Here is a 12,608-nt window from a genome sequence, read left to right as displayed (position 1 = left end):
CCACACCGGATGGCGAGCGCCCGGGACGGCCGTTTCACCCGCCGGCCGCCCGGGCGCTCGCGTGGCCGGACGTGGCCACGGCGGCGGGCGGGGCGGCGCCGCGGGCGCCGGGCAGGCAGCACCGGGAGGGCGGCGGCGACACTGGCCCCACCCGTCTCACCGGCTTTATTCGATGCATGATTCAACGTGTGAATTTAGTACCCGTCAAGCCCTCTTTCCCACTTTTCACAAGCCTCCGGTGCGGGTCGGGCGGGCTCGTTGACACCCGGTGCGGGGCCGGGGGAGGTTCCTGGGTGACGACGCCGCCGAGCGCGGAGGTCGTGGCCGTCCGGGCGAGCCACGACCTCCGCGCCCGGCCGCGCGCGGTCCGGACCCGGGCCGCGCGGGCGTCCTCGGAGCGACCCAGGAGGGACGACTTTGCGACACCCCCAAAGACGTGTCATCGCCACCCGGATCGGGCGATCACTGGTCGCGCTCGCGACCATCGCCGCCGTCCCGTCCGCCATCGCGGTGCAGCCCGCGGTGGCCGGCGGGCCGCCGGCCTATCTCAACGCCCGGCTCCCCGTCGCCAAGCGGGTCGGCGACCTGCTCGGCAGGATGACGCTGGAGGAGAAGGTCGGCCAGATGACCCAGGCCGAGCGCGGCGCCGTCGACGGCGACCGGGACCAGATCACCACGCTGGCCCTGGGCTCGGTGCTCTCGGGCGGCGGTTCGGTGCCCGCCGACAACACCCCCGGCGGCTGGGCGGACATGGTGGACGCCTACCAGTCCAAGGCGCTCGCCACCCGGCTGAAGATCCCGCTGCTCTACGGGATCGACTCGGTGCACGGCCACAACAACCTCGTCGGCGCGACGATCTTCCCGCACAACATCGGGATGGGCGCGACCCGCGACCCCGGCCTCGTCAAGCGGGAAGAGGAGATCACCGCGATCGAGACGAAGGCGACCGGCCCGCAGTGGGTGTTCGCGCCGTGCGTCTGCGTCAGCCGCGACGTGCGCTGGGGCCGGACGTACGAGAGCTACGGCGAGGACCCGCGGCTCGTGAGCGAGATGGCCGTCGGCATCGAGGGCTTCCAGGGCCGGCACAAGCGGGACATGGCGACGAACCGGCACGTCCTCGCGACGGCGAAGCACTTCGCCGGCGACGGCGACACGGTGTTCGGCTCGTCCACCAGCGGCACGTACACGATCGACCAGGGCGTCACCGTCACCGACCGCAGGACGTTCGAGAAGATCGACCTGCCGCCCTACGTCACCGCGGTGCGCAAGTACGGCGTCGGCAGCATCATGCCGTCGTTCTCCAGCGTCGACTGGAAGGAGGACGGCGTCGGCAACCCGGTCAAGATGAGCGCGCACAAGGAGCTGCTCACCGACGTCCTCAAGAAGAAGATCGGGTTCGACGGGTTCCTCATCAGCGACTGGGCCGCCATCCAGCAGATCCCCGGCGACTACGCCACGCAGGTGCGCACGTCGGTCAACGCCGGCATGGACATGTTCATGGAGCCCTACAGCGCTCCGCAGTTCGTGCAGACGCTGATCGCCGAGGTGAAGGCGGGGCGCGTGAAGATGTCGCGCATCGACGACGCCGTCCGCCGCATCCTGACGGCGAAGTTCGAGCTCGGCCTGTTCGAGCACCCCTACACCGACCGCAGCCTCGCCAAGACGATCGGCTCGCCGCAGCACCGCGCGGTGGCGCGGGAGGCCGTCGCGAAGTCGCAGGTGCTGCTGAAGAACTCGCGGAACGCGCTGCCGCTGCGCAAGAACGAGCGGATCTACGTGGCGGGCGTCAACGCCGACGACATCGGCAACCAGGCGGGCGGCTGGACGGTCACGTGGCAGGGGTCGTCCGGCGACATCATCCCGGGCACGACGATCCTGGACGGCATCAAGCAGAACTCGTCCCACGTCACCTACAGCGCGGACGCGTCGGCGCCGATGTCCGGCAGTGACGTCGGCATCGTCGTCGTCGGCGAGACCCCGTACGCGGAGGGCGTCGGCGACGTGGGCAACGGGCACACGCTGAACCTGTCGGACGAGGACAAGGCCAACATCGACAAGGTGTGCGGTGCGATCCGGACCTGCGTCGTCCTCGACGTCGCGGGGCGCCCGCAGATCGTCACCGACCAGCTGCCGGAGATGGACGCGTTCGTCATGTCCTGGCTGCCGGGCAGCGAGGGCGCGGGCGTCGCGGACGTCCTGTTCGGCAAGCGCCCCTTCACCGGCCGCCTTCCGGTGACGTGGCCGCGCAGCGAGGGCCAGGAGCCGATCAACATCGGCGACCGCGGCTACAAGCCGCTGTTCCCGTACGGCTACGGCCTCAGCACGAAGGGCCGCCACCACCACTGATCGGCGTTCCCGCCGCGGGCCGGCCGCCTCCCACCCCTTGGGGCGGCCGGCCCTCTCCTTGCCGCCGTGTTCATGCCGCCCCGTTTATGGCGGTCTGTTCGGGAGAGGCTGCCCCCGTGGACGGTGTGGACCGGGAGCCGAGGACCGCGTTCGTGCTCGGCGGCGGGGGCGTGCTCGGCGCGCACGAGGTCGGCATGCTGCGGGCGCTCGCGGAGACCGGTGTCCGGCCCGACCTCGTCGTCGGCACGTCCATCGGGGCGCTGAACGGCGCGTTCGTCGCGGCGGACCCGGACACCGCCGTCGAGCGCCTGACCAGCCTGTGGTCGGACGACGCCACCCGCGAGGTGTTCGGCGCGCGGATGTGGGCGCGGCTGTGGACGCTCGCCCGGTCCGGCACCCACCTGCACTCGAACGAGCCGCTGCGCCGCCTGCTGGACGAGCTGCTCCCCGTCCGGACGTTCGAGGAGATGGCCGTCCCGTTCCAGTGCGTCGCCGCCGGCATCGAGACTGCGATGGCGCACTGGTTCACGTCCGGGCCGCTGGTGCCGGCGGTGCTGGCCTCGTCCGCCGTGCCGGGGCTGCTGCCGCCCGTGCGGGTCGGGGACCGGCACTACTTCGACGGCGGGCTCGTGCACAGCATCCCGGTCGGGCGCGCGGTGATGCTCGGCGCGACCACCGTCTACGTCCTGCACGTCGGCCGCATCGAGCGCGACCTGCCGCCGCCGCGCCGCCCCTGGGAGGTCGGCATGGTCGCGTTCGAGATCGCGCGCCGGCACCGGTTCTTCGAGGAGATGGCGGCCCTCCCGGACGGCCTCACCGTCCACGTCCTGCCGGCGGGCGCGAAGCCGCAGAAGGCCGGCGTCGACCTCGCCCAGATGCGCTACAGGAACATGTCCGGAATCCAGGCTCACATAGAACGCGCCCACAGGGCATCCTTGGAGTACCTCAAAGAGCGAGCGTGAAATGCTGCCTCCCCCCGTCGTCCGCCGCCTGTTGTTCACGCCGCTGCTGTTCGCCCTCACACTGCTGGTCGTCGTGGTGTTCCCGGTCGCGTTCGCGGTGACGTCCGCGATCGGACGCGACCGCCGGCGCGCCCGCCGGCTGCTGTGGTTCGCGCTCACCTGGGGGACGCTCGAGTCCGCCGCGGTGCTGGAGTGCGGCCGGCTGTGGATTCTCCGCCGCGCCCGCGACGACCGGCACTACGACGTGATCCGCCGCTACGTCGCCGGCCTGTACGGTTCCGCGCAGCGGCGGCTCGGGCTGCGCGTGGAGGTCACCGGGGGCGGGGAGGCGGCGCCCGGCGACCGGCCGCTGATCGTCCTCAGCCGGCACGCCGGGCCCGGCGACGCGCTCATCCTCGTCCACCACCTGCTGACCGGCTACCGGCGGCGGCCCCGCGTCGTGATGAAGGCGCAGCTCCAGCTCGACCCCTGCATCGACATCGCCGCGAACCGGCTGCCGAACGCGTTCGTCGCGCCCGGCGGCGGCGCGGCCGACGACATCGGCCGGCTCGCCGCCGGCCTCGGCCCCCGCGACGCGCTGCTGATCTTCCCGGAGGGCGGCAACTTCTCCCCGGAGCGCCGCCGCCGCGCCATCCGGCGGCTGACGCGGCTGCGGCGCGACGCCGAGGCGGCCCGCGCCGCCGCGATGCGCAACCTGATGCCGCCGCGCCCCGGCGGCGTGCTCGCCGCGCTCGACGCCGCGCCGTCCGCCGACGTGGTGTTCGTCGCGCACTGCGGCCTCGACCACATGGCCACGGCCGGGGACATCTGGCGGCGGATCCCGCTCACGAGCCCCGTCCAGGCCCAGTGGTGGCGGATCCCCGCCGAGGACGTCCCGGACGGGCGGGACGCCCGCGTCGACTGGCTCTACCGGCAGTGGGAGCGCGCCGACGCCTGGATCAGTGCGAACCGGGCGCCGGTGTCCGGGTGACATCATGGACGCATGGGCGACGAGGGGTCCGTGCGGGTCGACCTGTGGATCTGGTCCGTGCGGCTGCTGAAGACCCGTTCGATGGCGACGACCGCGTGCCGGGCGGGCCATGTCCGCGTGAACGACGAGCGCGCCAAGCCGTCCACCGCGGTGAAGCCGGGCGACACGGTGCGGCTCCGCCATGACGGGCGCGAACGCGTCGTCGTCGTGCAGAAGATCGTCCGCAAGCGGGTCGGCGCGCCCGCCGCGCAGGAATGCCTGATCGACAAGAGCCCGCCCCCGCCGCCGCGCGAGGCGCTCATCCCGGTCGGCCGCCGCGAGCGCGGCGCGGGCCGCCCCACCAAGCGCGAGCGCCGCGAGCTGGAACGCATCCTCGACCGCTACCGCATCCTGAACAATCCGCCGAAGGACGACTGATCACACGCCCCGCGACCGCGCACGGCCGAGGACGGCGCCGTCCGCGGCCAGTGCCTCGGCGGTGACGTCCGGGGAGCGGGCGAGGATCACCGCCGTCTCGAAGCCCGTGCGCCGCACGGTCTTCGCGACCACCGGGCGGCGCGCGGAGCCGGTGATGAAACGCCACCGGGCGACGCCGGTCGCGCCGTTCCAGCTCACCTGGACCCGCATCCGGTCGCCCGGCAGCGGCGTCACCGCCACCTCGGGCGGCGCGGCGGGCCGCCCGGACCAGGCGGCGCGGTAGGCGCGGTAGGAGCCGTCGCCGATCCCCGTGATCTCCAGGACGGCCCTCCCGTCCGCGGCGAACTCCGTCATCGCCGGCGTCGAACCCCATCCGACGAGCACGTTCCCGCCCGGCAGCATCTGCATGTTGCCCATGTACTGCCCGTAGGTCCGGCCGTCGGCGAACTCGCGGACGAGGTCCGCGGTGCGGCGCTCCTCGTCGACCCGCAGGACGAGCCCCCGGGACGGCCCGTCGCCCGCCTCGGCGATGTGGTTGTCGAACAGCGTGATCGTCCCGTCCGGCCGCCTGCGGGCGTCGTGCTGCCAGGCGAACGCGGCGTCGCCGCCGAGCGCGAAGTCGCCGCGCCGGCCGCCGAGCCGCCAGCGGATCGCGCCCGTCCGCCGGTCGAGCGAGTAGAGGGCGCAGGTGTTGCGGGCGGACAGCAGCAGCCTGTCCCCGTCGTCCTGCACCGAGTTGACGTGGACGGGGTCGAACGCCTTGCCCTTCGTGCCGTCGGCGTCCTTCGTGAGGGCCGCGCGGGTCTCGGTGATGTCGATGTGGTCGAGGGCGCTCCAGTCGAGCAGCACCTTGCCCGTCCGCACGTCGATCTCCTGGACCCGGTTGTCGAGGACGTGCCCCGCGCGCGGGCCGCCGATCGGCCGCAGGTCCGCGGTGACCTGCGGGTAGGCGATGATCAGGGCCGTCCCGCGGTCGGTCAGCGTGAACTCGTGGAAGTCGCCGCGCACCCCGTTCCCGGTCCGGACCTCGGCGACGCGCCGGTAGTCGCGGCCGAGGAGCACGCCGGTGCCCGCCCCGTGCCCGCCCGCCCTGCGCTCGCCCTCCCAGTAGGTGAGGACGGGCTCGCCCTCGAACGTCTGCACCCGCAGGTCGGTGATCAGCTGCTCCGACGGGTGGATCCAGACCGGCTCGCCGGTGTCGTCGACGATGAGCGCGTCGGCGGAGCCCGTCCCGCGGAACGGGGCGAGGAACAGCAGGCCGTCCTCCGTCGGGCCGAGCCGCCGCGCCTGCAGGGCAGGCGGCCGCACGCCCGGCATGGTGGCGTAGCCGCCGGGCGCCTCCGGTTCGGCGGGGGGCGGGGGGACGGACCGGGCTCCGCTGAGGAGGGCCGCCCCTCCGACCAGACCGGAGACCAGGAATGCACGACGTGACACGCTCATGCGGCTCTGTTTACCCGCAAATCATGAGAACCGCATAAGAGTCACCGCCGCCCGTCGGCGAAGCGGCGCTCGGACTCCAGCGCCGACGCGACGTCCTTCGGGTAGCCGTGCCGGGCCCGGACCAGCAGCAGCCCGTTGAGCAGCAGCGGCAGCAGCGCCAGCAGGAACGCCCGGTCCAGGCCGGTCGCGGACTCCCGGCCGCCGTCCAGCGCGCCCGACAGCCAGCCGAACAGGACGGGCGCCACCGCCTCCGCACCCATGCGCACGATCGTCCGGATGGCCTCCGCGCGCCCCCACAGCCGGAAGTGGACGACGTCCAGCCGCACCGCGTCCAGCGGCGGGTTCGCGGCGGCGAGCGCTGCCGCGGCGAGCGTGAACAGCGGCAGCGCGATGACCGCCTCGCCCGTCAGCAGGCCGGGGACGAACAGCAGCGCGGACACCGCGAACGCGGCCCCCGGCACGCCGACCCGCGCGGTGACCACGCCCTTCGCCACCAGCCGGTCGGCGAGCCGCCCGCCGGTGAGCACCCCCGCGAGCGCGGCCAGCCCGATGACCGGGATGAACGCCGACAGCTCGGCGCGGCTGATCGAGTAGCGCTCCATGACGAACACCATCGCGAAGGTGCGCAGGCCCGCGAAGAAGAAGTAGCCGATCGCCGACGCCACGATGATGATCACGTTGGTGCGGATGCGGAGCACGTACCGGGCGGCCTCCAGCAGCGGCATCCGCTCCGGATCGGTGTCCAGGACGTTCCGCGGATCCGCCTCCACGCCCGACCTGTCCACCTGCCGCTGCGCGGGCTCCTCCCCCCGCCCGGCGGCGGCCTGCGCGCCCCGCGCCGGCTCCGGCAGCATCCGCCACAGCAGCACGGCCAGCACGAACCCGAGCACCGCCACGAACCAGAACGCGAACCGCCAGCTCAGGAACGCGGCGATGTTGCCGCCCGCGATCAGCCCGAACCCGACCCCGACCAGCTCGCCGGCCAGGATCCGCCCCCACGTCGCGGCACGCTCCTCGGGCGGGAACAGGTCGCCGATCAGCGACGCGACCGTGGGCCCCGCCGTCGCCGTCACCGCCCCCAGCGCCACCCGCGACACCAGCAGCCACTCGTACGAGCCGGCCATCCCCCCGACGATCATGGCGAGGCTCCACAGCACGATGCTGCCCGCCAGCAGCGGCACCCGCGCCACCCGGTCCGTCAGATGCCCCACCGGCACCGTCGCCACCGCGCCGATCGCCGCCGGCGCCGCGGTGAGCACCCCGACCTGCGTGTTCCCGATGTCCAGCGAGTGGCGCAGCTCCTGGACGATCGCCCCGACGACCCCCGTGTCGGCGGTGTTGAGGGCGAGCACGCACGCCAGCAGCAGCACGATGCGGGGACGCCGCCTCCCGCCGAACCGGTCCGTGAGGGCACTGGTCACCCGTGTCCACGGCCGTGGGGTGGATGTCACCAACCACTAGTGCCCGTACGCCGACCAGGTATGTCGTGCCTTACTTGTACTGGAACAACTCCACGGGGTTGCCGGACGGGTCGTCCACCAGCACCTGCCTGCCGCCGACCCCGTCGACGATCGTGTTCCGGAACACGGCCCCGGCCTCGGTGAGCCGCGCGACCTCGGCCTCGATGTCGTCCACCGTCAGCGAGATGCGGTTCCACCCGCCGGGCTCGGGCACCCGCCCGTCCGGCATGGCCTGCCCGCCCCCGCCCCGCCCGGACGGCGCCGACAGGGCTAAGTGCCGATCCGACTGCCCGGGAGGGTGGGCGCCTCAGCGGCGAGGGCACGGTGCCGTAGTCCGGATGCCTGTGCCACGGGATCGCGGACGGAAAGGTCGCCGTATCCCCACAAAGTCGTCATGGGCGGGTATTGCAGGCGGTCCGGCTGAGTGATTCGGTGAGGGGGCGGTACACGGCCGTCATGGGCCGCGACGCGGGCGCCGGTCCGGCGGTGCCCGGGGGCCGGCTGATCGAGTGGCGGTGGTGACCGTGTTGCGTGGCCGGCGCGGCGAGTGCGCCGAGATGGACGAGCTGCTGGAGGCCGTCCGGAGCGGGGAGAGCCGGGCCCTGGCGCTCCGCGGCGAGGCGGGCGTGGGGAAGACGGCGCTGCTGGAGTACCTGGTCGACCGGGCGCCGGGGTTCCGGGTCGTCCGCATCACCGGGGTGCAGTCGGAGATGGAGCTGGCCTTCGCGGGCCTCCACCAGCTGTGCGCGCCGATGTCGGACCGGTTCCAGCGCCTCCCCGACCCGCAGTGCGAGGCGCTGCGCGCCGCGCTGGGGCTGAGCGCCGGGCGCGCCCCCGACCGGTTCCTCGTCGGTCTCGCCGTCCTCGGGCTGCTCGCCGACGCCGCCCGCGAGCAGCCGCTGGCCTGCGTGGTGGACGACGCGCACTGGCTCGACCGCGCCTCGGTGCAGGCGCTGGCGTTCGCCGCCCGCCGGCTGGAGGCCGAGTCGGTCGCGATCGTCTTCGCGGTCCGGGAGCCGGACGAGCCGGACGAGCTGACCGGGCTGCCGGAGCTGGCGGTCGCCGGCCTGGACGACGACGAGGCGCGGGCGCTGCTGCGCTCCGTCGTCCCCGGCCCGTGGGACGAGCGGGTCCTCGAACGGGTCGTCGCGGAGGCGCGCGGCAACCCCCTCGCGCTGCTGGAGCTGCCGAAGGAGGCGACGCGCGCCGAGCTCGCGGGCGGGTTCGGGGTGCCGGGCGCGGGCGCCCTCGCGGGCCGCATCCAGGAGATCTACGAGCGGCGCGTCGCGGGGCTGCCGCCGGCCGCGCGGCGGCTGCTGCTGGCCGCGGCCGCGGAACCGGGCGGCGAGCCGGTGCTGCTGTGGCGGGCGGCCGACCGGCTCGGGATCGGCATCCAGGCCGCGACCCCCGCGATCGCCGCCGGGCTGGTCGAGATCGGCGACCGGGTGCGGTTCCGCCACCCGCTGGTCCGCTCCGCCGTGTACTGGGCCGCGTCACCGGAGGACCGCCGCGGCGTCCACCGCGTCCTGGCGGAGGTGACCGATGAGCGCGCCGACCCCGACCGCCGCGCCTGGCACGCGGCGCAGGGCGCGCCGGCCGCGGACGAGGACGTCGCGGCCGAACTCGAACGCTCGGCCGGGCGGGCGCGGGCGCGCGGCGGGCTCGCCGCGGCGGCGGCGTTCCTGACGCGGGCGGTGGAGCTGACGCCCGATCCCGTCCGGCGGCAGGAGCGAGCCCTGTCCGCCGCGTGGGCGGCGCACCAGGCGGGCACGCCCGACGCCGCCCTGCGGCTGCTGTCGGTCGCCGAGGTCAGGCCGCTCGACCGGCGGCTGCGCGGCGAGGTCGACCTGCTGCGCGCCGAGATCGCCTTCGCCGTCGACCGGGGCCGCGACGCGCCCCGCCTGCTGCTCAGGGCGGCCGGCCGGCTCGAACCGCACGACGTGCCGACGGCCCGGGACACCTACCTCGAAGCGATCAGCGCGGCGCTGTTCGCGGGCCCGCTGGCCGACGGCGTAGGTCAAGCGGAGACGGCCGCGGCCGCCCGGTCCGCGCCGCCGCCTCCGGGCGCCCCGCGGCCGGCCGACCTCCTCCTCGACGGCATGGCGCTGCGGATCAGCGAGGGCCTCGCCGCGGGGATGCCGATGCTGGAGCCCGCGCTGCGCGTCTTCCGCCGCCCGGACCTGCCGGAGGAGGACGGCCTGCGCTGGCTCTGGCTGGCCGGCGTGACCGCCTCGACGCTGTGGGACCACGAGACCTGGTCGGTGCTCGCGGCCAGGCACGTCCGGCTGGCCCGGGAGTCCGGCCAGACCGCCGCGCTGCCCTTCGCCCTCACCCAGCACGTCGCCGTGGCCGTGTTCGCCGGCGAGCTGGCCGCCGCCGCCTCGCTGGTCGAGGAGGTCGCGACGGTGTCGGAGGCGATCGGGATCCCCGTCCCGCCCTACGGCGGCCTGCTCGTCGCCGCGTGGCAGGGCCGCGGCGCCGAGTTCGCCGGGCTGATGAAGACCGTCGCGGCGGAGGCGCGGCGCCGGGGCGAGGGCAACGCGCTCACCGTCGGCGCGTGGGCGAAGGCCGTGCTGTGCAACGGCCTCGGCCGCTACCGGGACGCGCTCGCCGCCGTCCCGGAGGCCGGTGAGGACCGCCCGGCGGCCATCGGCACCGGGCCGTGGGCGCTGGTCGAGTACGTCGAGGCGGCGACGCGCGCCGGGAGGCCCGGGGACGCCGCCGTCGCCCTCCGGCACCTCGGCGAGGCGACCGTCCCGGCCGGTACGGACTGGGCACTGGGCGTCCACGCCCGGTGCCGGGCGCTCATGAGCGACGGCGCCACCGCCGAGGATCACTACCGGGAGGCGATCGACCGGCTCGGGCGCGCCGGCGTCCCCGGTGAACTCGGCCGGGCCCACCTGCTGTACGGGGAGTGGCTGCGGCGGCGGCGCCGCCAGCGGTCCGCCCGCGAGCAGTTGCGCGCCGCCTACGAGTCGTTCACCGCGATGGGCATGGAGGCCTTCGCTGGACGGGCCGCGACCGAACTGCGGGCCACCGGTGAGCACGTCCGCAAACGTGCCGTCGAGACCGCCGGTGAGCTGACCCCGCAGGAAGCCCAGATCGTCCGGCTCGTCCGGGAAGGGCTGACCAACCCCGAGATCGGGGCACGGCTCTTCATCAGCCCGCGCACCGTCGAATGGCACCTGCGCAAGACGTTCGGCAAGCTCGGGATCACCTCGCGGAGGCAACTCCAGCGCACCTCCGCCACGGGCCGGGCCTGATCCCAGGCCCCGTCCGCTAGGGACAAGGCCCGTGCCCCACCCTGGTCCCCAGGGGCTTTCGCCCGACGACAGTTGTCGGCATGAGCAACCACATTCTGGAACCGGCTGCGAGGGACTTCGCCGACGCGACGTCCAAGCCGCCGTTCATCTACGAGCTGCCCGTGGACGAGGCCCGCAAGGTCCTGGACGACCTGCAGGCCGCACCGGTGCCGCTGCCCGAGGTGGACGAAAAGTGGATCACCGTGCCGGCGGACGTGGGGGACGTCCGGGTGCGCGTCGTCAAACCCACCGGGACGTCCGGCCCGCTGCCGGTGGTGCTGTACGTGCACGGCGGCGGCTGGGTGCTGGGCAACGCGGGCACCCACGACCGGCTCGTCCGCGAACTGGCGGCCGGGGCGAACGCGGCGGTCGTGTTCGTGGAGTACGACCGTTCGCCCGAGGCCCGCTACCCGGTCGCGATCGAGCAGGCGTACGCCGCCGCGCAGTGGATCACCCGGTCCGGGGCGGACGAGGGCCTGGACGCGTCCCGGCTGGCCGTCGCGGGCGACTCGGTCGGCGGCGACATGACCGCCGCGCTGGCGATCATGGCCAAGCGGCGCGGCGACGTCCGGTTCGTCCACCAGTCGATGTACTACCCGGTGACCGATGCCGGGCGGGACACCGGCAGCTACCGCGAGTTCGCCGGCGGCCCGTACCTGACCGCCAATGCGATGGCGTGGTTCTGGGACGCCTACGCCCCGGACCCCGTCCAGCGGACCGAGGTCACCGCCTCACCGCTGCGCGCCACACTGGACGACCTGCGCGGACTCCCGCCCGCCTTCATCATCGTGGACGAGAACGACGTGCTGCGCGACGAGGGCGAGGCGTACGCCCGCCGGCTCACCGAGGCCGGCGTCCCGACCACCAGCGTCCGCTACAACGGCATCCTGCACGACTTCATGATGCTCAACACCGTCCGCGACACCCATGCCGCGCGGGCCGCCACCGCCCAGGCCATCGACGTCCTCAAGACCGCCCTCGGAAAGGCGAACCCATGAGCACCGACCGTCCCACCATCGTCCTCGTACACGGAGCCTTCGCGGAATCGGCGAGCTGGAACGGCGTCATCGAGCGCCTGAACGATCGCGGATACGACGCCGTCGCGGCCGGCAACCCGCTGCGCAGCGTCCCCGGCGACGGCACCTACGTCCGCGACGTGGTCGCGGGCCTGAACCGTCCCGTCGTCCTGGCCGCGCACTCCTACGGGGGCATGGTCATCACCGAGGCGGCCGCCGGGCTCCCGGCCGTCCAGGCCCTCGTCTACGTCGCGGGCTTCGCACCCGACACGGACGAGACCGCGTTCATGCTGTCGGAGAAGTTCGAGGGCAGCACGCTCGGTGCGGCACTGGACGGCTACCCGCTCACAGATGGCGGCAACGAGCTCCGGATCGCTTCGGACAAGTTCCACGCCCAGTTCTGCGCCGACCTGGACGCGGACGAGGCCGCCCTGATGGCCGCCACCCAGCGCCCGGTGACGGAACGCGCGCTGACCGGAGGACTCTCCGTGGACGAGCCGGCGTGGCGCACCATCCCGTCCTGGTTCGTGTTCGGCTCCGAGGACCGCAACATCCCGGCCGCCCTGATGCACTTCATGGCCGGCCGTGCCTCGTCCCGTGGCACCCAGGAGATCCCCGGCGCCTCCCACGCCCTGGCCGTCTCCGAACCGGACGCGGTGACCACCGCGATCCTCGAAGCGTGCGCCTGAAACCCG

The 12,608-nt window shown here is 74.2% G+C and carries 10 protein-coding genes; 7 read left to right on the top strand and 3 right to left on the bottom strand.

Going from position 1 to position 12,608, the window contains the following annotated elements:
• Window positions 1–417: 417 nt before the first annotated feature.
• The 4 genes from ABTW95_RS21150 (at window position 418) to ABTW95_RS21135 (ending at window position 4,695) form a co-directional block, all read left to right on the top strand.
• Window positions 418–2,346 carry a glycoside hydrolase family 3 protein gene (locus tag ABTW95_RS21150; RefSeq protein ID WP_500227161.1) on the top strand — a complete coding sequence of 643 codons (1,929 nt, stop codon included), beginning with the start codon at window positions 418–420 and terminating at the stop codon, window positions 2,344–2,346.
• A 116-nt stretch (window positions 2,347–2,462) separates the two neighbouring features.
• Complete coding sequence (locus ABTW95_RS21145; RefSeq protein ID WP_500227160.1) at window positions 2,463–3,308, top strand: patatin-like phospholipase family protein; 846 nt, start codon at window positions 2,463–2,465, stop codon at window positions 3,306–3,308.
• A gap of 1 nt (window position 3,309) precedes the next feature.
• Complete coding sequence (locus ABTW95_RS21140; RefSeq protein WP_500227159.1) at window positions 3,310–4,278, top strand: 1-acyl-sn-glycerol-3-phosphate acyltransferase; 969 nt, start codon at window positions 3,310–3,312, stop codon at window positions 4,276–4,278.
• 12 nt (window positions 4,279–4,290) lie between these two features.
• Window positions 4,291–4,695 carry an RNA-binding S4 domain-containing protein gene (locus ABTW95_RS21135; protein WP_500227158.1) on the top strand — a complete coding sequence of 135 codons (405 nt, stop codon included), beginning with the start codon at window positions 4,291–4,293 and terminating at the stop codon, window positions 4,693–4,695.
• On the opposite strand, the gene ABTW95_RS21130 is transcribed toward ABTW95_RS21135, so the two are convergent.
• From ABTW95_RS21130 to ABTW95_RS21120, 3 genes are all read right to left on the bottom strand, one after another.
• A complete protein-coding gene (locus tag ABTW95_RS21130; RefSeq protein ID WP_500227157.1) occupies window positions 4,696–6,135 on the bottom strand; it encodes an arylsulfotransferase family protein in 1,440 nt (479 codons plus the stop codon).
• Window positions 6,136–6,176: 41 nt separating this feature from the next.
• Complete coding sequence (locus ABTW95_RS21125; protein ID WP_500227156.1) at window positions 6,177–7,556, bottom strand: MFS transporter; 1,380 nt, start codon at window positions 7,554–7,556, stop codon at window positions 6,177–6,179.
• A gap of 70 nt (window positions 7,557–7,626) precedes the next feature.
• A complete protein-coding gene (locus ABTW95_RS21120; protein WP_396445543.1) occupies window positions 7,627–7,824 on the bottom strand; it encodes a VOC family protein in 198 nt (65 codons plus the stop codon).
• 289 nt (window positions 7,825–8,113) lie between these two features.
• On the opposite strand from ABTW95_RS21120, the gene ABTW95_RS21115 reads away from it, so the two are divergent.
• From ABTW95_RS21115 to ABTW95_RS21105, 3 genes are all read left to right on the top strand, one after another.
• On the top strand, window positions 8,114–10,858 hold the full coding sequence (locus tag ABTW95_RS21115) for an AAA family ATPase (RefSeq protein WP_500227155.1): 2,745 nt from the start codon (window positions 8,114–8,116) through the stop codon (window positions 10,856–10,858).
• Between the two features lie 80 nt (window positions 10,859–10,938).
• A complete protein-coding gene (locus ABTW95_RS21110; protein WP_500227154.1) occupies window positions 10,939–11,895 on the top strand; it encodes an alpha/beta hydrolase in 957 nt (318 codons plus the stop codon).
• Window positions 11,892–12,602 carry an alpha/beta fold hydrolase gene (locus tag ABTW95_RS21105; protein ID WP_500227153.1) on the top strand — a complete coding sequence of 237 codons (711 nt, stop codon included), beginning with the start codon at window positions 11,892–11,894 and terminating at the stop codon, window positions 12,600–12,602. Before ABTW95_RS21110 ends, ABTW95_RS21105 begins: the two co-directional genes overlap by 4 nt.
• The last annotated feature ends 6 nt before the right edge of the window (window positions 12,603–12,608 follow it).

Source organism: Spirillospora sp. NPDC127506 (genome assembly GCF_040302145.1).
In the GTDB taxonomy this organism is placed as follows: Bacteria; Actinomycetota; Actinomycetes; order Streptosporangiales; family Streptosporangiaceae; genus Spirillospora.
The sequence above is the reverse complement of the archived record's forward strand: the minus strand, read 5'-3'. Positions and strand labels throughout refer to the sequence as shown.

Coding starts and splice junctions, on each gene's coding strand:
- ABTW95_RS21140 (WP_500227159.1), top strand. CDS start 3,310: ATGCTGCCTCCCCCCGTCGTCCGCCGCCTGTTGTTCACGCCGCTGCTG.
- ABTW95_RS21135 (WP_500227158.1), top strand. CDS start 4,291: ATGGGCGACGAGGGGTCCGTGCGGGTCGACCTGTGGATCTGGTCCGTG.
- ABTW95_RS21130 (WP_500227157.1), bottom strand. CDS start 6,135: ATGAGCGTGTCACGTCGTGCATTCCTGGTCTCCGGTCTGGTCGGAGGG.
- ABTW95_RS21120 (WP_396445543.1), bottom strand. CDS start 7,824: ATGCCGGACGGGCGGGTGCCCGAGCCCGGCGGGTGGAACCGCATCTCG.
- ABTW95_RS21110 (WP_500227154.1), top strand. CDS start 10,939: ATGAGCAACCACATTCTGGAACCGGCTGCGAGGGACTTCGCCGACGCG.
- ABTW95_RS21105 (WP_500227153.1), top strand. CDS start 11,892: ATGAGCACCGACCGTCCCACCATCGTCCTCGTACACGGAGCCTTCGCG.